This is a genomic window from Streptomyces sp. NBC_00513 (genome assembly GCF_041431415.1).
Taxonomy (GTDB): Bacteria; Actinomycetota; Actinomycetes; order Streptomycetales; family Streptomycetaceae; genus Streptomyces.
The window spans coordinates 2,635,505-2,661,605 of sequence record NZ_CP107845.1 but is presented as its reverse complement, the minus strand read 5'-3'; the positions used below and the strand labels follow the sequence as shown (position 1 = coordinate 2,661,605).

25 protein-coding genes and 1 riboswitch are annotated in these 26,101 nt (G+C 72.4%); of the genes, 14 read left to right on the top strand and 11 right to left on the bottom strand.

Features of this window, described 5'->3' with window-relative positions; translation table 11 throughout:
• Window positions 1-57: 57 nt before the first annotated feature.
• Window positions 58-137, bottom strand: a riboswitch (cobalamin riboswitch).
• Between the two features lie 140 nt (window positions 138-277).
• Complete coding sequence (locus OHA84_RS12460; RefSeq protein ID WP_266947355.1) at window positions 278-1,318, bottom strand: MBL fold metallo-hydrolase; 1,041 nt, start codon at window positions 1,316-1,318, stop codon at window positions 278-280.
• Window positions 1,319-1,548: 230 nt separating this feature from the next.
• Here OHA84_RS12460 and OHA84_RS12455 point away from each other — a divergent pair, with 230 nt between their 5' ends.
• A complete protein-coding gene (locus OHA84_RS12455; RefSeq protein WP_053679051.1) occupies window positions 1,549-3,030 on the top strand; it encodes an aldehyde dehydrogenase in 1,482 nt (493 codons plus the stop codon).
• A complete protein-coding gene (locus OHA84_RS12450; RefSeq protein WP_266947351.1) occupies window positions 3,030-3,263 on the top strand; it encodes a ferredoxin in 234 nt (77 codons plus the stop codon). The genes OHA84_RS12455 and OHA84_RS12450 overlap by 1 nt, the downstream gene beginning before the upstream one ends.
• Window positions 3,264-3,299: 36 nt before the next feature.
• Here OHA84_RS12450 and OHA84_RS12445 read toward each other — a convergent pair whose 3' ends face one another.
• Window positions 3,300-3,947: a TetR family transcriptional regulator gene (locus OHA84_RS12445; RefSeq protein ID WP_053679055.1), complete on the bottom strand. Its 648-nt coding sequence runs from the start codon at window positions 3,945-3,947 to the stop codon at window positions 3,300-3,302.
• 227 nt (window positions 3,948-4,174) lie between these two features.
• Between OHA84_RS12445 and OHA84_RS12440 the strand changes: the two genes are divergently transcribed.
• The 3 genes from OHA84_RS12440 to OHA84_RS12430 all read left to right on the top strand — a co-directional run bounded on the left by OHA84_RS12440 (window position 4,175) and on the right by OHA84_RS12430 (window position 7,374).
• Window positions 4,175-5,488, top strand: coding sequence for a glycosyltransferase family 4 protein (locus tag OHA84_RS12440; protein WP_266971706.1), 1,314 nt, complete (start codon window positions 4,175-4,177; stop codon window positions 5,486-5,488).
• Between the two features lie 72 nt (window positions 5,489-5,560).
• Complete coding sequence (locus tag OHA84_RS12435; RefSeq protein WP_053679060.1) at window positions 5,561-6,295, top strand: class I SAM-dependent methyltransferase; 735 nt, start codon at window positions 5,561-5,563, stop codon at window positions 6,293-6,295.
• Window positions 6,292-7,374, top strand: a complete 1,083-nt coding sequence (locus OHA84_RS12430; RefSeq protein ID WP_053679062.1) for a prenyltransferase — start codon at window positions 6,292-6,294, stop codon at window positions 7,372-7,374. Before OHA84_RS12435 ends, OHA84_RS12430 begins: the two co-directional genes overlap by 4 nt.
• Window positions 7,375-7,410: 36 nt before the next feature.
• On the opposite strand, the gene OHA84_RS12425 is transcribed toward OHA84_RS12430, so the two are convergent.
• Window positions 7,411-7,713 carry a hypothetical protein gene (locus OHA84_RS12425; RefSeq protein ID WP_078998949.1) on the bottom strand — a complete coding sequence of 101 codons (303 nt, stop codon included), beginning with the start codon at window positions 7,711-7,713 and terminating at the stop codon, window positions 7,411-7,413.
• A 114-nt stretch (window positions 7,714-7,827) separates the two neighbouring features.
• Between OHA84_RS12425 and OHA84_RS12420 the strand changes: the two genes are divergently transcribed.
• Window positions 7,828-8,475, top strand: a complete 648-nt coding sequence (locus OHA84_RS12420; RefSeq protein WP_266971709.1) for a hypothetical protein — start codon at window positions 7,828-7,830, stop codon at window positions 8,473-8,475.
• Between the two features lie 104 nt (window positions 8,476-8,579).
• Window positions 8,580-8,969 (top strand): hypothetical protein, encoded by a 390-nt coding sequence (locus tag OHA84_RS12415; protein ID WP_159041404.1) that lies wholly within the window; start codon window positions 8,580-8,582, stop codon window positions 8,967-8,969.
• Between the two features lie 4 nt (window positions 8,970-8,973).
• Here the strand turns inward: OHA84_RS12415 and OHA84_RS12410 are convergent, their stop codons facing one another.
• The 6 genes from OHA84_RS12410 to OHA84_RS12385 all read right to left on the bottom strand — a co-directional run bounded on the left by OHA84_RS12410 (window position 8,974) and on the right by OHA84_RS12385 (window position 15,268).
• On the bottom strand, window positions 8,974-9,984 hold the full coding sequence (locus tag OHA84_RS12410) for an LLM class F420-dependent oxidoreductase (protein ID WP_266947337.1): 1,011 nt from the start codon (window positions 9,982-9,984) through the stop codon (window positions 8,974-8,976).
• Window positions 9,985-10,130: 146 nt separating this feature from the next.
• On the bottom strand, window positions 10,131-10,961 hold the full coding sequence (locus OHA84_RS12405) for a DUF5336 domain-containing protein (protein WP_266971711.1): 831 nt from the start codon (window positions 10,959-10,961) through the stop codon (window positions 10,131-10,133).
• 138 nt (window positions 10,962-11,099) lie between these two features.
• Complete coding sequence (locus OHA84_RS12400) at window positions 11,100-12,086, bottom strand: N-acetylmuramoyl-L-alanine amidase (RefSeq protein WP_266971713.1); 987 nt, start codon at window positions 12,084-12,086, stop codon at window positions 11,100-11,102.
• An 89-nt stretch (window positions 12,087-12,175) separates the two neighbouring features.
• Window positions 12,176-12,817 (bottom strand): class I SAM-dependent methyltransferase, encoded by a 642-nt coding sequence (locus tag OHA84_RS12395; protein ID WP_053679075.1) that lies wholly within the window; start codon window positions 12,815-12,817, stop codon window positions 12,176-12,178.
• A 98-nt stretch (window positions 12,818-12,915) separates the two neighbouring features.
• Window positions 12,916-14,745, bottom strand: coding sequence for a serine/threonine-protein kinase (locus OHA84_RS12390; protein WP_266971715.1), 1,830 nt, complete (start codon window positions 14,743-14,745; stop codon window positions 12,916-12,918).
• A 109-nt stretch (window positions 14,746-14,854) separates the two neighbouring features.
• Entirely contained in the window at window positions 14,855-15,268 is a 414-nt protein-coding gene (locus OHA84_RS12385; protein WP_266947329.1) for an ATP-binding protein, read from the bottom strand.
• A gap of 84 nt (window positions 15,269-15,352) precedes the next feature.
• Here OHA84_RS12385 and OHA84_RS12380 point away from each other — a divergent pair, with 84 nt between their 5' ends.
• Both OHA84_RS12380 and OHA84_RS12375 read left to right on the top strand, forming a co-directional pair.
• On the top strand, window positions 15,353-16,201 hold the full coding sequence (locus tag OHA84_RS12380; RefSeq protein WP_266971717.1) for a helix-turn-helix transcriptional regulator: 849 nt from the start codon (window positions 15,353-15,355) through the stop codon (window positions 16,199-16,201).
• Window positions 16,161-16,418, top strand: coding sequence for a DUF397 domain-containing protein (locus tag OHA84_RS12375; protein ID WP_266971719.1), 258 nt, complete (start codon window positions 16,161-16,163; stop codon window positions 16,416-16,418). The genes OHA84_RS12380 and OHA84_RS12375 overlap by 41 nt, the downstream gene beginning before the upstream one ends.
• Window positions 16,419-16,432: 14 nt before the next feature.
• Here the strand turns inward: OHA84_RS12375 and OHA84_RS12370 are convergent, their stop codons facing one another.
• Window positions 16,433-17,383: an SDR family NAD(P)-dependent oxidoreductase gene (locus tag OHA84_RS12370; protein ID WP_266971721.1), complete on the bottom strand. Its 951-nt coding sequence runs from the start codon at window positions 17,381-17,383 to the stop codon at window positions 16,433-16,435.
• Between the two features lie 286 nt (window positions 17,384-17,669).
• Here OHA84_RS12370 and OHA84_RS12365 point away from each other — a divergent pair, with 286 nt between their 5' ends.
• The 3 genes from OHA84_RS12365 (at window position 17,670) to OHA84_RS12355 (ending at window position 23,370) form a co-directional block, all read left to right on the top strand.
• The gene (locus OHA84_RS12365; protein WP_266971723.1) at window positions 17,670-19,817 is read left to right on the top strand and encodes an acyl-CoA dehydrogenase family protein; all 2,148 of its coding nucleotides are present in this window, start codon (window positions 17,670-17,672) and stop codon (window positions 19,815-19,817) included.
• A gap of 19 nt (window positions 19,818-19,836) precedes the next feature.
• Window positions 19,837-21,042, top strand: coding sequence for a lipid-transfer protein (locus tag OHA84_RS12360; RefSeq protein WP_266971725.1), 1,206 nt, complete (start codon window positions 19,837-19,839; stop codon window positions 21,040-21,042).
• A 120-nt stretch (window positions 21,043-21,162) separates the two neighbouring features.
• Window positions 21,163-23,370 (top strand): VCBS repeat-containing protein, encoded by a 2,208-nt coding sequence (locus OHA84_RS12355; protein ID WP_266971727.1) that lies wholly within the window; start codon window positions 21,163-21,165, stop codon window positions 23,368-23,370.
• 94 nt (window positions 23,371-23,464) lie between these two features.
• Here the strand turns inward: OHA84_RS12355 and OHA84_RS12350 are convergent, their stop codons facing one another.
• A complete protein-coding gene (locus OHA84_RS12350) occupies window positions 23,465-23,824 on the bottom strand; it encodes a response regulator transcription factor (protein WP_053679089.1) in 360 nt (119 codons plus the stop codon).
• A gap of 287 nt (window positions 23,825-24,111) precedes the next feature.
• Between OHA84_RS12350 and OHA84_RS12345 the strand changes: the two genes are divergently transcribed.
• Window positions 24,112-24,966, top strand: a complete 855-nt coding sequence (locus OHA84_RS12345; RefSeq protein ID WP_053679090.1) for a MaoC/PaaZ C-terminal domain-containing protein — start codon at window positions 24,112-24,114, stop codon at window positions 24,964-24,966.
• A 42-nt stretch (window positions 24,967-25,008) separates the two neighbouring features.
• Window positions 25,009-26,085, top strand: a complete 1,077-nt coding sequence (locus OHA84_RS12340) for a Zn-dependent alcohol dehydrogenase (protein WP_266947314.1) — start codon at window positions 25,009-25,011, stop codon at window positions 26,083-26,085.
• Window positions 26,086-26,101: the final 16 nt, after the last annotated feature.

The window sequence follows — 26,101 nt, the reverse complement described above, 5'->3', positions numbered from 1 at the left end:
CTCGACGGTGCCGGCCGCCGGAAGACCCGGCGGCACGAGCCGCGCACCTCCGGTACAGGGCATTCCGGCTCCCCGCCCCGATGTCGCGGGGGTGGGTCACGGTTGCGGGTCAGCGCCGGATTCGCACCGGCTTCCCCCCGTACGGAAGTGTGGACGACGGGCCCACTCTACCGGCCCGTAGGTTTCGGTGACCGGGGCGTGGGGCCCTGAGCCCCTTACCGCACCCGGCCCGCGGCGCCCGATGCACGGCGCCGGTGCCCCGTTCCCGGCTCCGCGTTCACAGGGCCCGGTACGTCACCGGGTCGCTGCCCGGTACCGGCTCCGCCCGGCCCTGCTTCACCAGCCGCCGCAGATGCGCCTCCGCCTCGGAGACGGCGATGTTCCGGGAGCCGTACGGGATCTGCTCCCAGGGGCGGTTCCACTCCATCCGCTCCGCCAGCTCCCACGGGGTCAGGGGGGTGGCGAGGAGCCCCCAGAGCCCGGTCAGCCGTTCCTCGTGGTGGTCCAGGAGTTCGCGCACGCGGGCCGGGGCGTCGGTGAAGGGGTGCTGGTGGGCCGGGAGGACCTCGGCGGGCTCCAGCCGGCCGACGCGTTCGAGGGAGTCGAGGTAGTCGCCGAGGGGGTCGGTGACCCGGTGCTCGGAGGGGTCCTCGTACAGGCCGATGTGCGGGGAGATGCCGGGGAGGAGGTGGTCGCCCGAGAACAGCCGGCCGTTGCCGGGCAGGCCCGCGGGATGGGCCTCCTCCAGGTGGAGGCAGACGTGGCCGGGGGTGTGGCCCGGCGTCCAGATGGCGCGCAGCCGCCGCCCGGCGAGGGGCAGCAGTTCGCCGGGGACGATCTCCCGGTCGGGGACGGCCGCGTGCAGGCCGGGCAGGGTCCGCAGTCGGCCGCTCGCGCGGGCCGCCCGCAGGGGGGCGATGTGCTCCTCGGGGGCCCCGGCGACGGCCAGTTTCTCGCTCATGTAGTCGAACCAGACGCCCGGTTCGGCGGAGCGGGTCCGCACGACGACCTCGGTGTCGGCGGCGTGCATGGCGATCCAGGCGCCCGATGCCTCCCGGACCCGGCCGGACAGGCCGTGGTGGTCGGGGTGGTGGTGGGTGATGACCACGCCGTGGACGTCGGCCATCGCGATGCCGAGGGCGTCGAGGCCGGCGACGAGGGTGTCCCAGGACTCCGGGTCGTCCCAGCCGGTGTCGACGAGGACCGGGCCGCGGTCGGTGTCGAGGACGTGGACGAGGGTGTGTCCGAGGGGGTTGTCGGGGATGGGGACCTTGACGCCCCACACGCCTCCGCCGTGGTCGGTGACCTGAGGTGTCACGAGGGCTCCCTGTCTGCCGGCTGTCCGGGCGGTCGTGCGTCCGCCCGCACACGATAAAGAGAACTTGTTCCAGTAGTCGCCCAAGTCGACCATCTCTTCGGGTTTCTGGCTACCCGTCGGATGTCCGTTGGATCTTCTCCGCCGTTCCGTCCTGACCGTGGACTCCTGGAACTAGAACTGGTATCAGTTCTGGAACGTCACGCCGCAGGTAGCCGCAGGAGGCCTCAGCCATGACCGAGCTCGTGGAACACGGACAACTGTTCATCGGCGGGGAGTGGACGGACCCGCTGGGCACCGACACCATCAAGGTCGTCTCCCCGCACACCGGACAGGTCATCGGCAGCGTCCCGCACGCCACCGCGGCGGACGTCGACCGCGCCGTCGCCGTCGCGCGCAAGGCGTTCGACGAGGGCCCCTGGCCCCGGATGTCGCTCGACGAGCGGATCGCCGTCGTCGCGCGCGTCAAGGACGCCATCGCGGTGCGGCACGAGGAGATCGCCCGGTCCATCAGCTCCCAGAACGGATCCCCGTACTCCTGGTCCGTCCTCGCCCAGGCGCTGGGCCCGATGATGGTCTACGACGCGGCGATCACGGTGGCGCGCGACTACGCGTACGAGGAGCACCGCCAAGGCGTGCTCGGTCCGATCCTCGTCCGCCGGGAGCCGGTCGGCGTGGTCGCCGCCGTCATCCCCTGGAACGTCCCGCAGTTCGTCGCCGCCGCCAAACTGGCGCCCGCGCTGCTGACCGGTTCCGCGGTGATCCTCAAGCCCTCGCCGGAGTCCCCGCTGGACTCCTACATCCTCGCCGACATCGTGCGCGAGGCCGGGCTGCCCGAGGGCGTGCTGTCGATCCTGCCCGCCGACCGCGAGGTCAGCGAGTACCTCGTCGGGCACCCCGGCATCGACAAGGTGGCCTTCACCGGATCGGTGGCGGCGGGCCGGCGCGTCATGGAGGTCGCCTCCCGCAACCTCACCCGGGTCACCCTCGAACTCGGCGGCAAGTCGGCGGCCGTGATCCTGCCGGACGCCGACCTGGAGACCACCATCGCCGGCATCGTCCCGGCGGCCTGGATGAACAACGGTCAGGCCTGCGTCGCCCAGACCCGCGTCCTCGCACCGCGCGCCCGGTACGCGGAGGTCGCCGAGGCCCTCGCCGCCGCCGCCGGCGCGCTGGTGGTCGGCGACCCCCTGGACCCGGCGACCCAGCTCGGACCGCTCGTGGCCCGCCGTCAGCAACAGCGCTCGCTGGACTACATCCGGATCGGACAGGAGGAGGGCGCGAAGATCCTCGTCGGCGGCGGCCGCCCCGCCGGTCTGGACCAGGGCTGGTACGTCGAACCCACCCTGTTCGGCGACGTCGACAACTCCATGCGCATCGCGCGCGAGGAGATCTTCGGGCCCGTGGTCTGTCTGATCCCCTACGGCGACGAGGCCGAGGCCGCGCGGATCGCCAACGACTCCGAGTTCGGACTCAGCGGCAGCGTCTGGACGGGCGACGTGGAGCACGGAATCGACTTCGCGCGCGGAGTGCGCACCGGCACCTTCAACGTCAACACCTTCAGCCTGGACATGCTCGGACCGTTCGGCGGCTACAAGAACAGCGGCGTCGGGCGGGAGTTCGGCCCCGAGGGACTGAGCGAGTACCTGGAACACAAGATGATTCACCTGCCCGCCGGGTACCGGCCTCCGGCCGCCCCCGAAACGGACGCGTGATGGGGGACCGCTGGCAGGTGGAGGTGGACCGGGGCGTCTGCATCGGCTCCGGCATGTGCGTGAACCACGCCCCGGCCGGATTCTCCCTCGACTCGGCGCGCCAGTCACACCCGGCGGCCCCCGAGACGGACGCGAACGAACCGGTCCTGACGGCGGCCGAGGGCTGCCCCGTCGAGGCGATCACGATCACCCTGCTGGGCAGCGGGGAGGCGGTGTTCCCGCCGGAGGAGTAGGAGAACCGGCCCCGCCCCGCAGGCCCTACGGCAGGATCAGGACTTTCCCCGGGCCTTCGGCGGGGCCGGGGCCGGCGTCGTCAGGTCGATCAGGCGACAGACCGTCTCTATGTCGATCTTGACCTGGGCGATCGAGGCACGGCCCGACAACCAGGTGATCAGTGCCGAGTGCCAGGTGTGCTCGATCACGCGCACCGCCGAGAGCTGTTCCGCCGTCGGCGGGGCGTCCAGACCCATCGCGTCCAGGATGATCGCCGTGGTCAGCCGCGACACCGTGTCCACCTCGGGGCTCACGCTCCGGTCGGCGAACGTGAGGGCGCGCACCATCGCGTCGGCGAGGTGCGGTTCGCGCTGGAGGGCCCGGAAGGCGCCCATCAGGGTCTCCGAGACCCGGGCCGCCGGATCGTCGCCCGCCGGGGGGCGCTTGCGGAGCGTGGTGTGCATGTGCTGGAGCTGGTCCTGCATGGTGGCGACCAACAGGTGCACCTTGGACGGGAAGTACCGGTACAGGGTCCCCAGCGCCACGCCGGCCGCCTCGGCGACCTCCCGCATCTGGACCGCGTCGAAACCGCCCCGGCCGGCCAGTTGGGCGCTGGCGTGCAGGATGCGGCGCCGGCGCGCTTCCTGGCGCTCCGTCAGGGGCGGAGACGCCGGTGTGGTCACGGCCTTCACTTCCGCTGTCATCTGTCCCGTTCCAAGGCGTTCAGTGTCGTTGCGCCGGCCGTTCCGGGGCCGATCCGGGGCCGGCGTGTCAGGCGTCGGGGTCGTGGCGTGAATCACCTGCTCCGCCTCTTACGGTGGGGTTTCCGGCCGGTAGATTCAATGCTCTCAGACGGATCAAGTCTGAAACTTGTTCTACATTATCCGAGCGGTTACGCTCCGGCGAAAGTGCAGGGAGAAGGGGGCCGAGAGTGACCGCAGAGGCCGTGGTGACGAGCCCTTTCGCGAGTTCCGCCACCGAAGGTGACCGCCCGTTGCGCATCGCACTCCTCACCTACAAGGGGAACCCGTTCTGCGGCGGCCAGGGCGTCTACGTCCGCCACCTTTCGCGGGAGCTCGTCCGGCTCGGCCACAGTGTCGAGGTCATCGGCGCCCAGCCCTACCCGGTGCTCGACACCGGGGCCACGCTGACCGAGCTGCCGAGCCTGGACCTCTACCGCAGCCCCGACCCGTTCCGTACGCCCAAACGGGCGGAATACCGGGACTGGATCGACGCCCTCGAAGTCGCCACCATGTGGACCGGCGGCTTCCCCGAACCGCTGACCTTCTCGCTGCGCGCGCGCCGGCACCTGGCCGCGCGCGCCGGTGAGTTCGACGTCATCCACGACAACCAGACGCTCGGATACGGGCTGCTGGGGGATCTCGGCGCGCCGCTGGTGACGACGATCCACCACCCGATCACCGTGGACCGCACGTTGGACCTGGCCGCCGCCAAGGACCTCAAGAAGCGGCTCTCGGTGCGCCGTTGGTACGGGTTCACGCGCATGCAGGGCCGGGTGGCCCGCCGGCTGCCGTCCGTGCTGACCGTGTCGGGTTCCTCGCAGGTCGAGATCGCCGAGCACCTGGGCGTGCGCGGCGAGCGCATCCACGTGGTGCACATCGGCGCCGACACCGACCTGTGGTCGCCCGACGCGTCCGTGGCCGAGGTGCCCGGGCGGATCGTGACGACGTCCAGCGCCGACGTGCCGCTGAAGGGGCTCGTCCACCTGGTGGAGGCGCTCGCGAAGCTCCGCACGGAACAGCCCGACGCGCACCTCGTCGTCGTGGGCCGGCGTGCCGAGGAGGGGCCGGTCGCCCGCGCGATCACCACGTACGGACTCCAGGACGCGGTCCGCTTCGTCAAGGGCATCACGGACGCCGAGCTCGTCGACCTGGTGCGCAGCGCGCAGGTCGCCTGCGTGCCCTCGCTGTACGAGGGCTTCTCGCTCCCGGCGGCCGAGGCCATGGCCACCGGCACCCCGCTGGTCGCGACCACCGGCGGGGCGATCCCCGAGGTGACGGGGCCCGACGGGGAGAGCTGCCTGGCGGTGCCGCCCGGTGACGCGGGCGCGCTCGCCGCCGCGCTGGGCCGGCTGTTGGGTGACGCCCCGCTGCGCGAGCGGCTCGGCGCCGCCGGACGCGACAGAGTCCTGACCCGGTTCACCTGGGCCAAGGCCGCCGAGGGGACCGTGGTGCACTACCGGGCCGCCATCGAGCGGGCCGCCCGTACGCGTCGTGCGCGCTGACCCCTCGCCGATGAGTCACCCCCGTTCCGAGTTCCACCCCGTAGACCCCCGCGACCGCGAAGGCAGGACCCCGTGCTGACCGTCGATTTCTCCCGGTTCCCGCTCGCCGCAGGCGACCGCGTGCTCGATCTGGGCTGCGGCGCAGGCCGGCACGCCTTCGAGTGCTACCGGCGCGGCGCGCAGGTGGTCGCCGTGGACCGCAACGGCGAGGAGATCCGCGAGGTCGCCAAGTGGTTCGCCGCGATGAAGGAGGCCGGCGAGGCGCCGGTCGGCGCCACCGCCACCGCCATGGAGGGCGACGCGCTGGCCCTGCCGTTCCCCGACGAGTCCTTCGACGTCGTGATCATCTCCGAGGTGATGGAGCACATCCCCGACGACAAGGGCGTGCTCGCCGAGATGGTGCGGGTGCTCAAGCCGGGCGGCCGGATCGCGATCACGGTGCCGCGCTACGGCCCGGAGAAGATCTGTTGGGCGCTCAGCGACGCCTACCACGAGGTCGAGGGCGGTCACATCCGCATCTACAAGGCGGACGAGCTGATCGGCAAGATGGAGGCCGCGGGCCTCAAGCCGTACGGCACGCACCACGCGCACGGGCTGCACTCCCCGTACTGGTGGCTGAAGTGCGCGTTCGGCGTCGACAACGACAAGGCGCTGCCGGTGAAGGCGTACCACAAGCTGCTGGTCTGGGACATCATGAAGAAGCCGCTGGCCACGCGCCTCGCGGAGCAGGCCCTGAACCCGGTGATCGGCAAGAGCTTCGTGGCGTACGCGACGAAGCCGCACCTGCCCGTGGACGCGGCGAAGTGACGTTCCCCGGTCGTACCGAACACCTGGTCCTGGACGGCGTGCTGACCGCCGAGCAGGCGGCCGGGACCGTCGCGGGCATCCTCGCGGCGCAGCGGGCGGACGGGGCGATCCCGTGGTTCCGCGGCCATCACCTCGATCCGTGGGACCACACCGAGGCCGCGATGGCGTTGGACGTGGCGGGCGAGCACGAGGCGGCGGAGCGGGCGTACGCGTGGCTGGCGCGGCACCAGAACGAGGACGGTTCCTGGTTCGCGGCCTACGCGGACCGGCCCGAGGGCGTGGACACGTCCGCCCCGCAGGACGCGAGCCGTGAGTCGAACTTCGTCGCGTACATCGCGGTGGGGGTGTGGCACCACTACCTGGCGACCGGCGACGACACCTTCCTGGACCGGATGTGGCCGGCCGTGTACGCGGCAGTGGAGTTCGTGTTGGGACTCCAGCAGCCGGGCGGCGAGATCGGTTGGAAGCGGGAGTCGGACGGCGCGGCCGTCACCGACGCGCTGCTGACCGGGTCCTCGTCGATCCATCAGGCGCTGCGGTGCGCGCTCGCCATCGCGGAGCACCGCGAGGACCCGCAGCCGGACTGGGAGTTGGCGGCGGGCGCGCTGGGACACGCGATCCGACGGCACCCGGAGCGGTTCCTCGACAAGTCCCGCTACTCGATGGACTGGTACTACCCGGTGCTGGGCGGCGCGTTGACCGGGCCGGAGGCCACGGCGCGCATCGAGGAGCGGTGGGCGGAGTTCGTCGTCCCGGACCTCGGGGTGCGGTGCGTGCTGCCGAACCCGTGGGTCACGGGCGGGGAGTCCTGCGAACTGGCCCTCGCGCTGTGGGCGTTGGGGGAGTCCGACCGGGCGTTGGAGATCCTGCGGTCGATCGGGCACCTGCGGGCCGACAACGGCATGTACTGGACGGGGTACGAGTTCGTGGACGGGGCGGTGTGGCCGGTCGAGCAGACCACGTGGACGGCGGGCTCGTTGTTGTTGGCCGTCGCCGCGTTGGGCGGGGACGAGGCGACGGGCGAGGTCTTCGGCGGGCTGAACCTGCCGCGGGGGCTTGAGCCGGACTGCTGCGGTTGAGCGTGTGGGGCCCGCGGGCCCCACACGCCCCGTGCGTCAGCGGCGGGAGAGTCGGCTCGCCAGGGCGTGGCCGATGAAGAGGTAGACGACGGCCGCGAGGCCGTAGCCGACGACGACCTGGACCCAGGCGCGGTCGAAGGTGAACAGGTCGTAGGACCAGCCGGCCAGCCAGGTCGCCGCGTCGTGGACGAGGTCGACGAAGGCGTTGCCCTGGTTGGCGTCGAGCAGGAACAGCAGGATCCACAGGCCGATCACGAAGGCTGCGATGTCCGCCACCAGGGCGACGGCCCGGCCCGCTGAACTGCTTCCTCGGGTGTGTACTCGGGTGTGTGTGGGCATGCACCCCGTGTTGCCGCGCAGGCGCGCCGCAAACCCCCGAACGGGTCCCCCAAGTGGCGGAGCCGCATGGCCCGGGTGAGGGTGCGGAGGACACCTCAGTCCCCGGAGGCAACTGTGTCCGTACCCAGAACCGTTCGATTCCGTCGTGCCGTCACGTCGGTGCTCCTGTCCTGTGCGCTGCTGGCGGGCGCCACCGCCTGTGGTTCCGACGGGGGCGGGAAATCCAAGAGCGAGGACGTCTCGCTGTCCGCGGCCACGGCGGCCGACCAGGCGGCGGCGGAGGCCTCGGCCGTCGAGGTGCTGGCCGCCGAGGAGGCCGCCGCCGCGACTCCCGCGCCGAGCACGTCCGCCGAGAAGCAGAAGTTCGCGAAGACCCGCTTCGTCGCGAACGCCGGTCTCGCGGCCGGCGCGACGTACCAGTGGATCGTCAAGCCGTACCAGGCGGGCAAGTTCAAGAAGGGTGCGAAGGGCCGTACGTTCGCGCTGATCAAGGCGGGTCTTGCCGGTGCCTTCGCCTACAACCGGTTGAAGGCGGCGACCGACAACGCCAAGGGCGATCCCCTGCTGTCCAAGGCGGTGGCCCCGCTGACGGCCGGCATCGCGTCCCTCAAGGGTCTCGCCACCAAGCTCCGCAAGGGGCAGGCGGGTGACGCCGACATCGGCGCCTTCGAAAGCGTCATCAACGGGGTCAAGGACGCCGGCAAGAGCGCGGGGGCCGTGGTGACCGACAAGGTTCCCAGCACCTCCCAGCTCGGCGGCTGACCGGCCGCGCCCCCGGGCGGGCCCGGGGTCGGGAGGCGTCGCGGCCCCTCGACCCCGGGCCCGCCGGCACGCGGCGGCCGGCCGCGGCTGTTTCAATGGGGCGCGTGATCGAGTTCGTGGTGGCTGCCGCAGCGGTGGCCGGGGTCGGGTGGCTGGTGCGGCGCAAGCACCGCGAGCGGCAGGCCGCCGAGGTGGTGCCCGGGCTGCCGGGCATGGCACGGCTGCCCGCCGGCGAGGGGCGCTGGCGCATGGGCCGGCTGTACGTGGACGGGGGCGCGCCCCGTTGGGAGCCGCAGCGGGGTCCCGTGGTGGAGCTGGCCGGCGCGCGGGCCACGGCGGTGCGGGCGCCCTCCGTGAAGGAGGGCATGAGCATCAACCCGGGCTCGCGGATCGTCACGTGCGCCCGCCCGGGGGGCGCCGACATCGAGATCGCGGTGATGGCGCTGGACCTGAGGGAGTTCCTCGACGCGGTGCCGCGGGCCGAGCAGGTCTGAGTCGTCAGGTGTTCAGTTCCGCGAGGACCCGCAGGGTGTGCGGGTCGGGGGCGGTCAGGAGCAGGTCGGTGACGGGGCCCTTGCGCCACAGGTCGAGGCGTTCGGCGATCCGCTCCCGGGGGCCGATCAGGGAGATCTCGTCGGCGAACGCGTCGGGGACGGCCAGGACGGCCTCCTCCTTGCGGCCGGCGAGGAACAGTTCCTGGATGCGGCGGGCCTCCTCCTCGTAGCCCATCCTGGCCATCAGGTCGGCGTGGAAGTTGCGGGCCGCGTGCCCCATGCCGCCGATGTAGAAGCCGAGCATCGCCTTGACGGGCAGGAGGCCCTCGGCGACGTCCTCGCAGACGTGGGCCCGGGCCATCGGGGCGATCACGAAGTCTTCGGGGAGGTCGGCGAGGGAGGCCTGGTACACGTCGGTGCGGGACGGCGACCAGTACAGGGGGAGCCAGCCGTCGGCGATCCGGGTGGTCTGGGCGATGTTCCGGGGGCCCTCCGCGCCGAGCAGGATCGGGAGGTCCGCGCGCAGCGGGTGGGTGATCGGCTTGAGCGGTTTGCCGAGGCCGGTGCCGTCCTCGCCGCGGTACGGGTGGTGGTGGAAGCGGCCGTCCAGGGCGACGGGGGCCTCGCGGCGCAGGACCTGGCGGACGACGTCCACGTACTCGCGGGTCGCGGTGAGCGGGGAGGCGGGGAAGGGGCGCCCGTACCAGCCCTCGACGACCTGCGGGCCGGACAGGCCCAGGCCCAGTGTCATCCGGCCGCCGGAGAGGTGGTCCAGGGTGAGGGCGTGCATGGCGGTCGCGGTGGGGGTGCGGGCGGACATCTGGGCGATGGCGGTGCCGAGGCGGATCCGCGAGGTGTGCGCGGCGATCCAGGTCAGCGGGGTGAAGGCGTCGGAGCCCCAGGCCTCGGCGGTCCACACCGAGTGGTAGCCGAGGTTCTCGGCCTCGGTGGCGAGGTCGAGGTGGTTGGGGTTGGGGCCGCGACCCCAGTAGCCGAGTGCCAGTCCGAGGCGCATGGGGGTTCCCTCCGCGAAGCCGCCGACAGCCACCGCCATTCCTGACGGTGCGTCAGGTGACTGTAGGGCACCACCACCGTCCCGGGAAGACCGACGACCCCCGCCCGGGAGGGCGGGGGTCGTTCGGCCGCGCGGGCGAGGAGGCCTCAGCCGCGCTGGATGTCCGACGTCTCGTTCAGCACGCCGCGTCGACCGTCCTGGGTCTGGGCGATCAGCGTGGACGGGCCGCGCTGGTCGACGGCCAGGTACCAGGTGCCCGGCGCGAGTTCCGCGATCGGGTTGTGCGAGCCGTCCTCGGCGAACAGGGGCCGGGTCACCGGCACCGCGAACCAGAACGGGGTGAAGTCCGCCGCCGGGGCGGGCGTCGCGTCCTGCGGGGCCGGGGCGGGCGTGGGGTTCGGCTGCGGGGTGCCGCCGTAGGGCGGTACGGGCTGCGGGGTCTGCCCGTACGGCTGGGGCTGCTGCCCGCCCGGGTAGCCGTAGCCGGCGCCGGGCGGCTGCGGCTGGCCGAGCGGCTGGCCGCCGTACGGCGGGACGGCGGCGGGACGGGACTCGGGCACGAGCTTGCCGGCCAGCGCGGGGACCTTGTCGCCGAACAGGGTCACGCCGGCCAGCGCCAGGGTGGCGAGGAAGGCGATGATGCTGCCGGCGCCCAGGTCGGCGCGGCTCGGGCAGGTGATCAGGGACCACAGGGAGGCCCAGGCCGCCGCGACGGCCAGCACGGTGCCCCAGGCCTGCATGGGCAGCCCGGCGAGCTGGCGGCCCTGCGGCAGGAACCGGGCCGACAGGACCAGACCCGCCGCGATGAACCCGAGCAGGAAGACCGTCGGGAGCACCAGGCTGTACACGTCGGTGTCCCAGGCACTCGGCGCGTCGATGCCGGTCGCGGAGTAAAAATCGAGGAACGAGGCGATGAACAGCAGCACCGCTGCTCCGATCACCACGCCGTCGCCTCGAGTGAGGGAGCGGATGTTCACGTCTCAGGTGTCCTTCTCGGTCTCGGTCGTCTCGTGGTGCCGCGGTCGCAGATCAGGACTGGAGCGGGGCGGGCGGCACCATGGTACGGAGGTTTTCCGTGACCGAGCGGACCGGGGCGGCGGGCTGTCCCGTTGGGACTACCCGCCGAGGAACCCGACAATGCCGTCCGCGATGCCCTGCGCGGCCTTCTGGCGCCACTGCGGACTCGTCAGTTGAGCCGCGTCCTTGGCGTCACGCATGTTGCCGCATTCGATGAACACCTTGGGGCGAGTTGAGAGGTTCAGTCCGCCCAGATCGTCGCGGACCACCAAACCCGTGCCGGAACCGAGGTAGTTGGCGGGGCCGGAACCGGTCGTGCGGGAGAAGTTGGTCGCGATGCGTTCGCCCAGCAGCCGCGAGGGCTCGATGATCTTCGCGGTGTCCGCGCCACCGCCCTTGACCTTGGCGGGAAGGATGACGTGGTAGCCGCGACTGCCCTCGGAGACCCCGTCGGCGTGGACCGAGACGACGGCGTCGGCCGTGGCCTCGTTGCCGATCCGGGCCCGCTCGTCGATGCAGGGACCCCAGGGGCGCTCGGTTCCGGCCTCGTGGGTGAGGAGCACCTTCAGGCCCTTGGACTCCAGGACGGTGCGCAGCCGGCGGGACACGTCCATCGTGAACTCGGCCTCCATGTAGCCGGAGTTCGTGGTGGTGCCGGTGGTGTCGCACTCCTTGTGGTTGGTGCCGATGTCCACCTGGCGGTCGATCTCTTTGGTGTGCTTGAAGTTGCCCGTGTTGTGGCCGGGGTCGATGACCACCGTACGGCCGGTGAGCGGGACCTTGTCGGCGGTGGGGGCGCCGGACGTGCTGCCGTTCGGGGTGGGTCTCGCGGGCGTGGGCTCGCCGGCCGTGGTCGGTTTCGCGTCCCCGGCGGGCGTGTGGGACGCGGACGGCGCCGACGCCTGCGGTCGGTGGTCGTCCTGCCCGTTCCCGGTCAGGACCTGGGTCAGGACCCAGCCCGCCAGACAGGTCGGGGCGAGGGCGGCCGCCGCGACCGCGAGGGTGGAGCGGCGCGTGAACCAGTGCCGGTCCGGGGTGACCGAGGAGCCGGACTCGGGGGGCGGGGGGCTGTCGTCGTAGCGCACCCGGCGATGCTAGACCGGCCGCCCGCCGCCCGGACGGACCGTGCTCCATCCGGGGGCGTGGTGTGTTTGTATGCCTGGCGGTGTCCCGGTTATATGCCCTGGTCGGTGCGTCGCAGGACCCGCAGGGAGTCCGTGACCGAGATCTCCTCGAAGGCCCCGGAGGCCAGCGCGCGCAGGTAGATCCGGTACGGGGCCTGGCCGCCGTCGGCCGGGTCCGGGAACACGTCGTGGATCACCAGCGTGCCGCCCACGGCGAGGTGCGGGGCCCACCCCTCGTAGTCGCCGCTCGCGTGCTCGTCGGTGTGCCCGCCGTCGATGAAGACCAGGCCCAGCGGGCCGCTCCAGGCCGCGGCGACCTGCGGGGAACGGCCCACGATCGCGATCACGTGGTCCTCCAGACCCGCCCGGTGCAGGGTGCGGCGGAAGGTCGGCAAGGTGTCCATCAGGCCGATCTCCGGGTCCACCACCGTCGGGTCGTGGTACTCCCAGCCCGGCTGCTGCTCCTCGCTGCCCCGGTGGTGATCGACGGTGATCGCGGACACCCCCGCCTCGCGGGCGGCGTCGGCGAGCAGGATCGTGGAACGCCCGCAGTACGTGCCGACCTCCAGGAGCGGCAGCCCGAGCGCCGCCGCCCGCGTCGCCGCCGCGTGGAGGGCGAGGCCCTCGCCCACGGGCATGAAGCCCTTGGCCGCCTCGAAAGCGGCGAGGGTCTCCGGCTTGGGGCTGGCCATGTCGTTCCTCCTGAGCTGCGGGTGAGTGGCGGCCCATGCTGCCCTACCGCCCGGTAGGACGCCACGGCCGGGGGCCCGTGACCCGCGGTCGCGCGCGATCAGCGGCCGAAGAGCCGGGACAGGCCACCGCCGAGGTCCGAGCGCCGGTCCTCCCACAGCATCCGCCGGAAGTCCGCACGGACGTCGGTCACCTCGCGGGTCAGCCAGTGGGTGTTGCCGGCGGTGAGGTGGAGCCGGTGCAACAACGGCTTCAGGAGGGTCAACGCGCGGGCGGGATCACCGGCTTCGCCGATGCTCCGGGCCACCCGGTACGCCACCTCCGCGTGACCGCGCTCCGCCAGGCCCTCGGGATCGGGGTACAGCCACAGGTACAGCCGGGCGGCGGTCGGGTAGTCGCCGAGCAGCCAGGCGGCGTGCGCCAGGCGGCGCCGTACGTCCAGCAGGACGGGGCTGTCGGCCGGCAGCCGGCGTTCGAGGTCGGGCAGCAGCGGGCCCAGCCACTCGCGCTCGCTCCGCGCCTGCTCCGGTGTGCGCGAACCCCACTCCCCGTCCGGGCCGCCGTCACCCCGGCGGCGGGCCCCGGCCAGGTGGTAGCGGGCGGTCAGCGTGACGGGATCGTCGGCGCCGAGGACCCGGGCCGCCTGTTCGATGATCTCGCGCAGTTCGTCCTCGTGGCGGCGGCCGTCGCCGGGCCCGTGGGCCGCGGCCTCACCGACGTACGCGGCGCGCGCGGCGATGGTGTCGGGGTGCTCCAGACCGAGCACCCGCATCATCCGGGGCAGGATGCGCTCCAACTCCGTGGCCGACTGGCCCCGCACGGCCATGGCCCGGTGGTACGCGGCCCGCACGGTCAGGGCGTCGTGGGCGCCGAGCTCCTCCGTCAGGTCGGCGACCAGCATGCCCAGCCGCTCGGGGAGGTCGGTCGGGGCGTCCTCCAGCAGCAGGTTCAGCCGCCGCCCGAACATCGCCCGGACCGGATCCCCGGCAGCGGTGTGCACGGTGGGGGAGTAGGCGGGCGGGGGCGGCCACGCGACGGCCGGGGCCGCCGGAGCAGCCGGTACGGGGGTGGGGGCGCCGGCGGGGGTGTGGGCGGGGTCGGCCACCGCGCCCCGGGCGATTTCCGCGAGGCGCAGGCTCACCTCCCGCGCGGTCGCCGGACGCTGCCGGGGGTCCTTCGCGAGCAGGTCGAGCACGAGGGGGTCCAGCGCGGCCGGCAGCCCTTCGCGGAGCGAACCGGGCGCGGGCGGCTCCGTCGTGAGGTGCTGGGCGAGGAGCTCGTGCATCTCACGGGCGGGAAAGGGGCGACTGCCGGTGAGCAGCTCCATGAGCACGCAGCCGAGGGCGTACAGGTCGCAACGCCCGTCGACGGGAACCCCGTTCGCGCCGCCGGTCCAGCGTTCCGGCGCCATGTAGGGGAAGGATCCGATGATCATGCCGGTGGCCGTGAGCTCCGTACCGGGGCCGCCCTGGGCCTTGGCGATGCCGAAGTCGAGGACCTTCGTCATCCCGCTCTCGGTGACCATGACGTTGGCCGGCTTGATGTCCCGGTGGACGATCCCGGCGTCGTGCGCGGCCCCGAGCGCGTCCGCGATCCGCGTGGCCCAGTCCAGCGCGTCCGCGAGCGGCGGTACGCCGGCGTCCAGGACCTCGGCGAGGCTGCGGCCCCGGAGCAGTTCCATCACCAGGAACACCGCGTCCCGTCCGCCGTGTTCGGTGCGGCCGAAGTCGTGGATGGTGGCGATGTTGGGGTGCGCGAGGTTCCCGGCGAGGCTCGCCTCCCGCTCGAACCGGCGGGCGGCCTCGACGGTCTCCGGGTATCCGATCTTCACGGCCACCCGGCGGCCCACCCGGGCGTCCCTCGCCCGCCAGACCTCGCCGAATCCGCCCCGTCCGAGCAACTCCTCCAACTCGTACCGGTCTTCGATCACTTCCCGCACACCCTCGACCCCCGTCAACACCCTGCTCCGCCCCGCTCGGCAGGAGCATTATCGCCGAGTGCGGGCGGGTTCCGGGTGGGGGCCGGGGAGGGTCAGCGCCTCACCCGTCGCACTCGAACCACACCGTCTTGCCGGTGGCATTCGGTTCGGCGCCCCACCGATCGGTGACGGCGTCGATCAGCAGCAGCCCCCGCCCGCCCTCGGCGAGTTCGGAGCCGGGTGGCCCCGCCACCCGGGGGAGCGCGGGGCAGTCGTCCGACACCTCGACCCGCAGACCGCCGGGTCGGCACAGGATGAGCACGGAGCATCCCCGGCCGGGGACGTGACGCACGACGTTGGCGATCAGCTCGGTGAGTGCCAGCTCGGCGGCATGGGTCAGCGAGGCCAGACCCCAACTGGCGAGGTACATGCGCAGGATGCGCCGCAGGTGACGGGCGGAGTGCTCACCCACGGTGAACCCCATGCGATAGCTCTCGTCAACTGTGTTGGTTGAGTACTCAGTTGTGTGATTCATGAGACCAGCGTGGAGTGATCTGGTTACGCTCGGCTACGGACCGAACCGAACGCCGCACGGCGTGTACTTGGAGGTGACCGCTCCATGGTCAACATCCGTGATCTCGATCCCAGCGCCTCGGCCCTGGACTACTACGGTTCCGAACTGCGCCGCCTGCGGGAGGAGGCAGGACTCAAGCAGGGACAGCTGGGGGGCATCCTCTACTGCGCGGGCTCGCTGGTCGGGCAGATCGAGACGGCGCGGAAGGTTCCGACGAGGGGTTTCTCGGAACGGCTGGACGCCGCGCTCGACACGGGCGGGTTGTTCTCGCGACTGGTGGGGCTGGTGCTGCGGAGCCAGCTCCCGACGTGGTTCCAGCCGTACGCGGAGATGGAGGCGAAGGCGGCGTACATCTCCACCTTCCAGGCGCAGTTGGTCTACGGGCTGTTGCAGACCCCCGAGTACGCGCGGGCGGTACTGGGGGTGCGTACGGAGGGGGATCTCGACGCGAAGGTGGCCGCCCGTATGGAGCGGCAGCGGATACTCGACCGCGAGAACCCGCCATTGATGTGGGTCGTACTGAGCGAGGCCGCGTTGTACCAGGAGATCGGTGGCCGGGAGGTCATGCGCAACCAACTGACGCACCTGTTGGGGCTGCGGGGGCGCGAGTGGGTGCGGGTGCAGATCCTGCCGTTCGAGGTGGGCGCCCATGCGGGGGTTCTGGGTTCGTTCAACCTGCTGCGGTTCGAGGATGACCCGGACCTCGTCTACACCGAGGACTTCATCCAGGGCCACATGACGGCCAATCCGCAGGCCCTCAGGGAAGGTTCGCTCCGTTACGATCACCTCCAGGCCGCCGCCCTCTCCGTGGAGGACTCGGCGGTACGGATCGCCCGTGTAATGGAGGAGCGGTATGGACACCATCCAGGACCTGACGGGCGCGCGGTGGCGTAAGTCCTCGTACAGCGGAGACACCGGCGGCGACTGCGTCGAATGCACCCCGCTGGGCGGCGATTGGCGCAAGTCCAGCTACAGCGCAGACACCGGCGGCGAGTGCGTCGAGATCGCCGCCCGTCCCCACCTGGTCGCCGTCCGGGACTCCAAGGACCCGGACGGCCCCGTCTTCACCGTCGCCCCCGAGGCCTTCGCGGAGTTCGTGCGCAGCGTCTGATTAGCGGTCCTCGGCTATCCGGGGAGGGCGCCGGGGTCGACGCCCGTGAGGTCGCGGCTCGCGTCCCACAACCGTGCCGCGACGGTGGTGTCGGCGAGGTGGTCCCACAGCGGTTCGCGTCGGGGCTCGCCGCGCAGGCCGAAGTGGCGCGGCCCCCAGAGCTGCCCTCCGCGTACGGCCGGGTCGAGCACCGCCCGGACCGCCGGCCACGCGCCGGCGTGCTTGCCCTGGAGGAGGAGGGCCGCGGGCGCCGCGCCCAGCCGTGCGGCCGTGGTGCGCACGTGGATCGGCGGCCGTGACGGGGTGAGGGAGTCCAGCGCGCCCCCGGGATGGACGACCACGCTCGCCACCGTGCTGCCGGCGGCGCGCAGGCGGCGGTCGAGTTCGAGGCCGAAGTGCATCTGTGCCAGCTTGGAGCGCCCGTAGGTCCGCTTGGGCCGGTGGTCCCTCCGGGACTGGAGGTCGTCCAGGTCGAGCCGCTCGGACTTCGCCGCGAAACTGCCCGTGCTGACGACGCGGGCCGCAGGGGCGGCCGACAGCAGCGGCATGAGCCACTTGGTCAGGGCGAAGTGCCCGAGGTGGTTCGTGCCGAACATCAGCTCGTGACCGTCGCCGGTCTCCTCGCGCGGCGGGTCGTCCAGGGCGACCCCGGCGTTGTGGACCACCGCGTCGAGGCGTTCCACTCCCAGGGATCCCACCGCCGCTTCGAGCGACGCGAGGTCGGCGAGGTCCAGTCGTACGGCCCGCACCCGCGCACCGGGGACCCGGGCGCGGATCGAGGCCGTCGCGGCCTCGGCCCGGGTGGGATTGCGGCTGCCGAGCAGGACGTCGGCTCCGGTCGCAGACAACTGCTCCGCGACGAAGTACCCGATGCCGGCGTTGCCGCCGGTCACCAGGACGACGCGGCCGGCGGCGCCGGGCAGCCGTCGGACGTTCCAGGGCGGGGTGGAGGATGCGGACGACACGGTGACGGGCTCCCTTGGTGGAGGACGGCTGCGGCTGCCCCTCGGGCAACCCGACCTCCACCGTCGCGCCGGCCACCGACACCTCGCGTGTGCACCACCGACGAACCCGCCGGATGCCCGACATCCCACCGACAAGCCGGGGCGGGCCCCCTGTGAGGTTCGTCCTGATCCACCGGCCACTCCGGCATCTGACCTTCCGTCAGAATGGAACGTGTTCTACTCTGGCCCGCGTTCAGGGGGACGACCGGCGCCGGCCGGAAGCGTCGGAGAGGCGGCAGGGAACCGTATGGGCATCGGAATCACGCGAGAACACCAGGAGTTGGCCGAGGCCGTGCGCGGCTGGGCGGCGCGCACCGTGCCCCCCGAGGAGGTGCGCAAACTGCTCGACGGCCCGCCCAGGACCGGGGTGCGGCCCGCGTACTGGGACGCGCTCGCCGCCGCCGGACTGCTCGCACCCCACCTGGAGGGCGGCAACCTGCTCGACCTCGCCGTCGCCGTGGAGGAGGCCGCCCGGGCCGCCCTGCCCGGCCCCTACCTCGCCGGCGCCCTCGCCTCCGCCCTGCTGGACCGGGCCGGGGCGGACGACCTGGCCGCCGCCCTCGCCGACGGCACCCGCGTCGGGGCCGTCGCGCTGGGCCCCGGCAGCCTGACCGCCGTCGCCGTCGAGGGCGGCGGCCACCTCCTCGACGGCCTCGCGCCGCCCGTGCTCGGCGCCGGGGAGGCCGACCTCGTCCTGCTCGCCGCCGAGGCGGCCCACGGCACCTGCTGGTTCGCCGTGGACACCGCCGGCCTGGACATCCGCACCCACGAGAGCGCCGACCCGACCCGGCCCACGGCCGAGGTGCGCGCACGCGCGATCACCGTGCCGCCCGGCCGCCTCCTCGCCCTCGACGCCGCCCTGGTCCGGGACCTGGCCTGCGTCCTGTTCGCCGCCGACGCCTGCGGCACCGCCGCCTGGGCGGTCCACACCGCCGCCGAGTACGCGAAGACGCGCGAGCAGTTCGGCCGGCCCATCGGCCGGTTCCAGGGCGTCAAGCACCTGTGCGCCGACATGCTGGTACGCCTCGAACAGGCCCGCGCCCTGGTCTGGGACGCCGCCCGGGCGACGGACGAACCGGCCGAGGTGCGCTCCCTGGTGGCCGCGCTGGCCGCCGCCACCGCCCTCGACGCCGCCTACTCCTGCGCCAAGGACTGCATCCAGGTCCTCGGCGGCATCGGCTTCACCTGGGAACACGACGCGCACATCCACCTGCGCCGGGCCGTCGTCGCCCGGCAACTGCTCGGCGCCGGCGACGGCCACCGGTTACGGGCCGTACGCCTCGCGGCCGGCGGGGCACGCCGCGAACTGCGCCTCGAACTCCCCGCGCGGGCCGAGGACCACCGCGCGAAGGCCCGCGCCGCCATCGAGGACGCGCACGGGCTCGACCCGGCCGCCGCCCGCCGGATCCTGGCGCCCACCGGATACGCGGCCCCCCACCTCCCGCCGCCGTACGGACTCGGCGCCGGCCCCGTCGAACAGCTCGTCGTCCAGCAGGAGATGGCGACGGCCGGCGTCAAGGTCGCCGACCTCGGCATCGCCACCTGGGTCGTGCCCTCGCTGCTCGCCCACGGAACGCCCGCGCAGCAGGACGCCTACGTGCCGGCGACCCTGCGCGGGGACCTCACCTGGTGCCAGCTCTTCTCCGAACCGGGCGCCGGCTCCGACCTGGCCTCGCTGCGCACCAGGGCCGAACGGACCGCCGACGGCTCGTGGAGGGTCAACGGACAGAAGGTGTGGACGAGTTCCGCGCACACCGCCGACTTCGGGATCCTGCTCGCCCGCACCGATCCGACCGCGCCCAAGCACAAGGGCCTCGGCTACTTCGTCATCGACATGACCACCCCCGGCATCGACGTCCGGCCGCTCAAGGAGATCACCGGCGAGGCCCTCTTCAACGAGGTCTTCCTCGACGACGTGCTGCTGCCCGCCGACGCGCTGGTCGGCGCGGTCGACGGAGGCTGGAAGGTGGCCCGCGACACCCTCGGCAACGAACGCGTCCACATGGCCGACCAGATGACCTTCGACACCGGCCTGGAGGTGCTGATCACACACTCCGCCGCACTCGACGGCTCGTACCGCGCCCGGATCGGCGCCCTCGCCGCCGAGGCCCACGCGCTCGCCTGCATCGGCCTGCGGACCACCCTCCGACAGGTGTCGGGAGCGGAACCCGGCGCGGGCGCGTCCGTACGCAAACTCGTACAGACCCCCCACCAGCAGAAGACCGCCGAACTCGCCCTGGAGCTCCTGGGCCCGGCCGGCGCGGTGCGCGAGGGGGCCGGGGAGCGGGCGGTGCACGGGATGCTCATGTCCCGCTGCCTGACCATCGCCGGAGGCACCACACAGGTCCAGCTCAACGTCGTCGCCGAGCGGATTCTCGGCCTTCCCAGGGACTGACCGAAGGGCGGTAGGGCACATGAAGTCGTACATCGTGGGCGTCGGCATGACGAAGTTCGAGAAGCCGGAGTCGAGGGACTGGCAGTACTGGGACATGGTGCGCGAGGCCGGAACCGCGGCACTGGCCGACGCCGGCATCGGATACGACCTGGTGGAACAGGTGCCGGTGGGCTACTGCTTCCAGGCCTCCACCGCAGGCCAGCGCGCCGCGTACGAACTGGGGCTGAGCGGGGTCCCCGTCTACAACGTCAACAACAACTGCGCGACCGGCGCCACCGCGCTCATGATGGCCCGGCAGTTCGTCGAGGGCGGCATCAACGACTGCGTGCTCGCGCTCGGCTTCGAGAAGATGAAGCGGGGCGCGCTCGGCGGCGGAGCCGACGGCGGCGACTTCACGACCTCACCCGTCGCCCGGCACTACGGGATCATGGCCGGCGGACACGGCTTCGAGATGTCCCCGCCCACCGCGCAGATCTTCGGGAACGCGGCCCGCGAGCACGCGGAGCGGTACGGCACCACGGCCGCGCAACTCGCGGCGGTCGGCGAGAAGAACCACCGGCACTCGGCGAACAACCCCCACGCCCAGTTCCAGGACGTCTACACGATCGAGGAGATCCTCGCGGCCAAGACCATCCACGAACCGCTGACGAAACTCCAGTGCTCGCCGACCTCCGACGGGGCCGCGGCGGCCCTGGTGGTGTCGGAACGGTTCGTCGTCGCCCACGGCCTCCACGACAAGGCGGTCGAGATCGTCGGCCAGTCGATGACGACGGACACCGTCGAATCCTTCGCGTTGGGATCCTGCATCGACGTCGTCGGCAAGCCGATGTCGGCGGCGGCCGGCCGGGCCGCCTTCGAGACGTCGGGTCTCGGCATCGAGGACGTGGACGTCATCGAACTGCACGACTGCTTCTCGATCAACGAACTGCTGACCTACGAGGCGCTCGGCATGTGCGCGGAAGGCGCCTCGGGCAAACTCGTGGAGAGCGGGGCCACCACCCACGGCGGCCGGTGGGTGGTCAACCCCTCCGGCGGCCTGATCTCCAAGGGGCACCCGCTCGGGGCGACGGGCCTCGCGCAGGCCGCGGAACTGGTGTGGCAACTGCGCGGCGAGGCGGGACCCCGGCAGGTCGCCGGAGCCCGCGTCGGCCTCGCCCACAACATCGGGCTGGGCGGCGCGGCGGTGGTGACCCTGCTGCGCCGCGACACCCCGCCGTCGAAGTAGCGCCGGTCAGGGTGGTGTTCGGGCGGACGGGATCCGGGTACTCGTACAACTTTTCGCCCTCTCAGGAGTCAGACGGGTGTGGCGCACAGTGCGCCTGGTGCCTTTGAGGGAGAAGTGAACGTGGCTCACGCCCGCTCGACCCGGCGGCGGATCCTCGCCGCCACCACCACCGTTCTCGCCGTCACGCTCGGCGCGGGCGCGCTGTCCGCCCCGGCGCACGCCGCCACCACCCCGGTGGGCGCGGCGAAGACGACGAAGGCGCCCGCGGCGAAGACCGCCGCCGACGTCATCGGCTTTCCGAAGAACTCCAAGCTGCTCGACGCCGGCCTGACCGGCTTCCTGACACGGGAGGAAGGGACCTTCGACAAGCGCTGGACCCGCTACTCGAACGGTGCCTCGCAGGGCTACGGCTCCACCACCGTCCTGCGGTCCTCGAAGACCGCGGACTACCTGGTCTTTCCCATGCACTACCAGGTCACGCTCCGGAACCTGAGCACGATGTCCGTGCTCGACGTACCCGTCGGATCGGCCGGCAACGGCGCCACGTACGCCGGTTCGGCGGCCGACGCCGTCTTCACGACGTCCTCGGACGGCACCGTGCTGCGCAAGCACACGCACCCCACCGAGGGCAACGGCACCGTGACCGTGACCGGCCTCCCGGCCGGCGCGAGCGCCATCGCGGTCACCCCGGGCACCCCGGAGGACGCCCTGGTCACCTTCACCGTCGGCACGGCCGCGAAGTGGGGCCTGCTCGACCTCGCCACGGGCGTCGTCGACGAGATCCAGGACCGGACGCCGGGCTCCGCCGGCGGCGACGTCGCCGTCTCGCGGACACACCTCGCCTGGACCGAGGGCGACTCCACCGACAAGCCGGCGGTGTTCCTCAAGGAGCGGGCCACCGGCACCGTCCGCGAGATCCCCGTCGAGGACGCCTGGTCCAGCGACCTCCGGATCGGCCTGGTCGGCAGCCGGCTGGTGTACGGCGAGGCGGGCGGCCTCTCCAACGGCGACACGAACCCGCTGTACGCCCTCACCGCGTACGACCCGGCCACCGGCACGAAGGTGAAGCTGCTCGACCACCTCACCTCCTCCGCGGCCGCCCCCGACGGCCTGTACGTCCGCGGCGGCACCGTCGACCGGGGCGAGGGCCTCTACAAGATCGTGCCCGGTGCGGACGGAACACCGACCGTCACCCTGGTGGCGAGCACCGGCGAGCCCACCAAGGTCGTCATCACCGAGAACAGGGTCCCCGCCACCGTCGACCTCGACCAGAACGGCGGGGAGATCCACCTCGGTTGGGGACTGTCCCGGAGCACCGTCGAGGCGGACCTCACCCTGCGCCACGTCCGGACCGGCCTGACCCGCGAACTCTCGATCAGGCACCCGAACACCCCGGACGCGACGTTCCGCTGGGACGGCACGATCGGACCGGACCACGCGAGCGCCCACAACGGTCAGTACACCTGGGAGTTGAAGGTCCGACCGCTCAACGGCATCGGCCCGGCCACCTCCGCCTCCGGCACGTTCGCCGTCACCCGCAAGACCGCGCCGCACGACTTCGACGACAACGGCAGCACGGACGTGCTCTCCCGTGACAGCTCCGGTCGGCTGTGGCGCAGCGACACCACCTTCTTCAAGGAGTTCGGACAGCTGACGGCCCAGCCGCGCCAATCGCTCGGCGCCGGCTGGGACGCCTTCGACCGGATCGAGGCGACGGGGGACCTCGACGGCTCGGCGTTCGGCGACCTCGTGGCCCGGGACAAGACCGGCGTGCTGTGGCTCTACCCCGGCACGGGCCGAGGCGGATTCGCCAACCGCGTCAAGGTCGGCGGGGGCTGGCAGATCTACGACAAGATCGCCGGCGGCAGCGACCTGAACGGGGACGGACGCGCCGACCTGCTCGCCACCGACACCGCCGGGGCGCTCTGGCTCTACAAGGGCACCGGCTCCGCCACCACCCCGTTCGCCGCGAGGACCAAGCTCGGCGAGGGCTGGGGGATCTACAACGAACTCACGGCCGTCGGCGACATCGCGGACACCCCGGCGGGCGACCTCCTCGCCCGGGACAAGGCCGGCGTCCTGTGGCTGTACGCCGGCAAGGGCGACGGGACCTTCGCGCCCCGCACGAAGCTCGGCGCCGGCTGGAACGAGTACGGCTCGCTCGTCGGCATCGGCGACGGCGACCGCGACGGCCGCCCCGACCTCCTCGCCTCCGGCACGGCGGCGCAGTACCTCTACGGGGGCACGGGGAACCTGAACGCGCCCCTGCGGGGCAGGCAGCTCGCCTCCCTGCCGTACGTGAACGACCCGGGCAACCTCATCGCCTGACGGCCCCGCCCGACCCGACCGCCCCGACCGCGCCCCCACTCCAACGGGGCGCGGCCGGGGCGTTCCGCGTTCCGGGGGCGCGGGTGGCGGGTCGCTACGGACCCGCCAGGGCCGGGTCGACGACCGTCTCCCCCCGCGAGGCGCGGCGGACGGACTCCGCCAGGTCATCGATCGGGCCGTCCCGCAGGATCAGCCCCGCCGCCCCCGCGGCCAGGGCTGCGTCGCGCAGCCCCGGATGCGCCGAACCCGTCATCAGCAGGACGGCGCACTCCGGGTCGTCGGCCAGCAGGGCCGGCACCGTGTCCAGTTCCTCGACCAGGGCCACCGCGGGGCGGCTCATCGTCGAGGCCACCACGTCGATGTCCGGTTCCAGGCCGAGCCGCAGCGCCAGGGCCGGGTTCGGCGGGTCCAGCAGCACCCGCAGGGATCGGGCGGGTCGGGAGGCAACGGGCATTTCGTCCACCCTGTCAGAGTAGGCCCCCCGCGCCGCCGGGGCAGGACTTCCCTCCTGCCGGGGCGGCACTTCCGTCCCGCCGAAAGAGGATCTGACGTGAAGTCAGGAGTCTTCCCAAGTGCTGGGCCGTGCGTTATACATTCCTTCACCGACCCTAGAACGCGTTCTAGAACGAGTCGCGGAGTCGGTCCCGCATACGGCCTCGGTGCGACCGACGGTGCGGACGGCCGCACCGAGGTCTTCCACTCGGTGGAAGCACGAACCACACACAAGGAGCAGCGTCCTCAATGCCGATCGATGCCGCGAAGGCCCTCGCCGCCGCCCCCCGCCGCGGGGACATCGCCTGGGACCACAAGGACATCCAGCTCTACCACCTCGGCCTCGGCGCCGGCCGCCCGGCCACCGACCCCGACGAGCTGCGCTACACCCTCGAATCCAAACTCCACGTCCTCCCCAGCTTCGCGACCGTCGCCGGCGCCGGCATGGCGATGCTCGGCGGCCTCGCCGCCCCCGGGATCGACGTGAACCTCGCCGCCGTCCTGCACGGCGGACACTCCATCGAGCTGCACCGGCCGATCCCCGTCAAGGGGCAGGCCACTTCCAGCTCCCACGTCGCCGCCATTCACGACAAGGGCAAGGCGGCCGTGATCGTCCTGCGCTCCGAGGTCGCCGACGCCGACGGCCCGTTGTGGACCAGCGACGCCCAGATCTTCGTCCGCGGCGAAGGCGGCTTCGGCGGGGAACGCGGACCCTCCGTCAAGGAGGAGGCGCCCGACCGGGAGCCCGACCGGACCGTCGAACGACACATCCGCGAGGAGCAGGCGCTGCTCTACCGGCTGTCGGGCGACTGGAACCCGCTGCACGCCGACCCGGAGTTCGCCAAACCGGCCGGCTTCGACCGGCCGATCCTGCACGGCCTGTGCTCGTACGGGATGACCCTCAAGGCCGTCGTCGACACCGCGCTGGGCGGCGACGTCACCCGGGTCCGCGCCTACCGCACCCGCTTCGCCGGGATCGTCTTCCCCGGCGAGACCCTGCGCATCCGGATGTGGGAAGAGCCCGGCCGGGTGCGGGTGTCGGTGACCGCCGTCGAACGGGACGACGCGCCGGTCCTCGCCGACACCGTCGTCGAACACGCGTAAGCGCCGAGCACGCGCAAACCACACGACCCAAGGAGCCGCACCGTGCGCGCAGCACTGCAGAGCCAGATCGGTCAGGACAAGCTCGAAGTCGTCGACGACATGGAGGCCGTGGGCTTCGGCCCCGGCAAGGTCAGGATCCGGATCAAGGCCACCGGCCTGTGCCATTCCGACCTCTCCGCGATGAGCGGCGTGCTGCCGCAGCCTGCCCCCTTCATCCCCGGGCACGAGGGCTCGGGCGTGATCACGGACGTCGGCGACGGGGTCACCGACCACAAGATCGGCGACCGGGTCCTGGTCTGCTGGCTGCCGCCCTGCGGGCACTGTCCCTCCTGCAAGCGGGGCCAGGGCCACCTGTGCCTGGAGGCGTTCGGAAACGTCGCCACCCCCAACTTCCGGCGCGGGAGCGACGACATCTTCGGCTTCGCCGGCACCGGCACCTTCGCCGAGGAGATGGTCGTCCCCGCCGGATGCGCCGTACCGATCCCCGACGACGTCCCCTTCGACATCGCCGCCCTGATCGGCTGCGGCGTCACCACCGGACTCGGCGCCGCCATCAACACGGCCAAGGTCGAGGCCGGCTCCTCGGTCGCCGTCATCGGCTGCGGCGGCGTGGGCATCTCCGTCATCCAGGGCGCCAAGGTGCAGGGCGCCGCCCAGATCGTCGCCGTCGACCCGGTCGCCTCACGGCGGGAGGCGGCGCTGCGCTTCGGGGCGACCGAGGCCGTCTCCCCGGAGGCCTTCGGTGACGCCAAGAACCGGATCACCGCGGGCGAGGGCTTCGACTACGTCTTCGAGGTGGTCGGCAAGTCCACGACCACGCAGACCGCCTACGAGATGACCCGGCGCGGCGGCTCCGTCGTCGTGGTCGGCGCCGGCGCCCTCGACGACACCTACTCGATCAACATGTTCTCGCTGTTCTTCGACGAGAAGAAGATCCTGCCGTCGATGTACGGCGGCGGAGACGTCCTGCGTTCCTACGAGCGCACCATCGCCCTGTGGCGGGCCGGCCGGGTGGACCTCGCCGGCCTGATCACCCACCGGGTGCGGCTCGGCGAGATCAACGACGCCCTCGACCAGATGCGCACCGGCGTCGCCCTGCGCACCTGCATCGAACTCTGAGAGAGGAACCGTACGG

Coding starts and splice junctions, on each gene's coding strand:
- OHA84_RS12345 (WP_053679090.1), top strand. CDS start 24,112: ATGCCGATCGATGCCGCGAAGGCCCTCGCCGCCGCCCCCCGCCGCGGG.
- OHA84_RS12445 (WP_053679055.1), bottom strand. CDS start 3,947: ATGACAGCGGAAGTGAAGGCCGTGACCACACCGGCGTCTCCGCCCCTG.
- OHA84_RS12380 (WP_266971717.1), top strand. CDS start 15,353: ATGGTCAACATCCGTGATCTCGATCCCAGCGCCTCGGCCCTGGACTAC.
- OHA84_RS12425 (WP_078998949.1), bottom strand. CDS start 7,713: ATGCCCACACACACCCGAGTACACACCCGAGGAAGCAGTTCAGCGGGC.
- OHA84_RS12365 (WP_266971723.1), top strand. CDS start 17,670: ATGGGCATCGGAATCACGCGAGAACACCAGGAGTTGGCCGAGGCCGTG.
- OHA84_RS12350 (WP_053679089.1), bottom strand. CDS start 23,824: ATGCCCGTTGCCTCCCGACCCGCCCGATCCCTGCGGGTGCTGCTGGAC.
- OHA84_RS12360 (WP_266971725.1), top strand. CDS start 19,837: ATGAAGTCGTACATCGTGGGCGTCGGCATGACGAAGTTCGAGAAGCCG.
- OHA84_RS12375 (WP_266971719.1), top strand. CDS start 16,161: ATGGACACCATCCAGGACCTGACGGGCGCGCGGTGGCGTAAGTCCTCG.
- OHA84_RS12410 (WP_266947337.1), bottom strand. CDS start 9,984: ATGCGCCTCGGACTGGCACTCGGCTACTGGGGTCGCGGCCCCAACCCC.
- OHA84_RS12450 (WP_266947351.1), top strand. CDS start 3,030: ATGGGGGACCGCTGGCAGGTGGAGGTGGACCGGGGCGTCTGCATCGGC.
- OHA84_RS12395 (WP_053679075.1), bottom strand. CDS start 12,817: ATGGCCAGCCCCAAGCCGGAGACCCTCGCCGCTTTCGAGGCGGCCAAG.
- OHA84_RS12455 (WP_053679051.1), top strand. CDS start 1,549: ATGACCGAGCTCGTGGAACACGGACAACTGTTCATCGGCGGGGAGTGG.
- OHA84_RS12385 (WP_266947329.1), bottom strand. CDS start 15,268: ATGAATCACACAACTGAGTACTCAACCAACACAGTTGACGAGAGCTAT.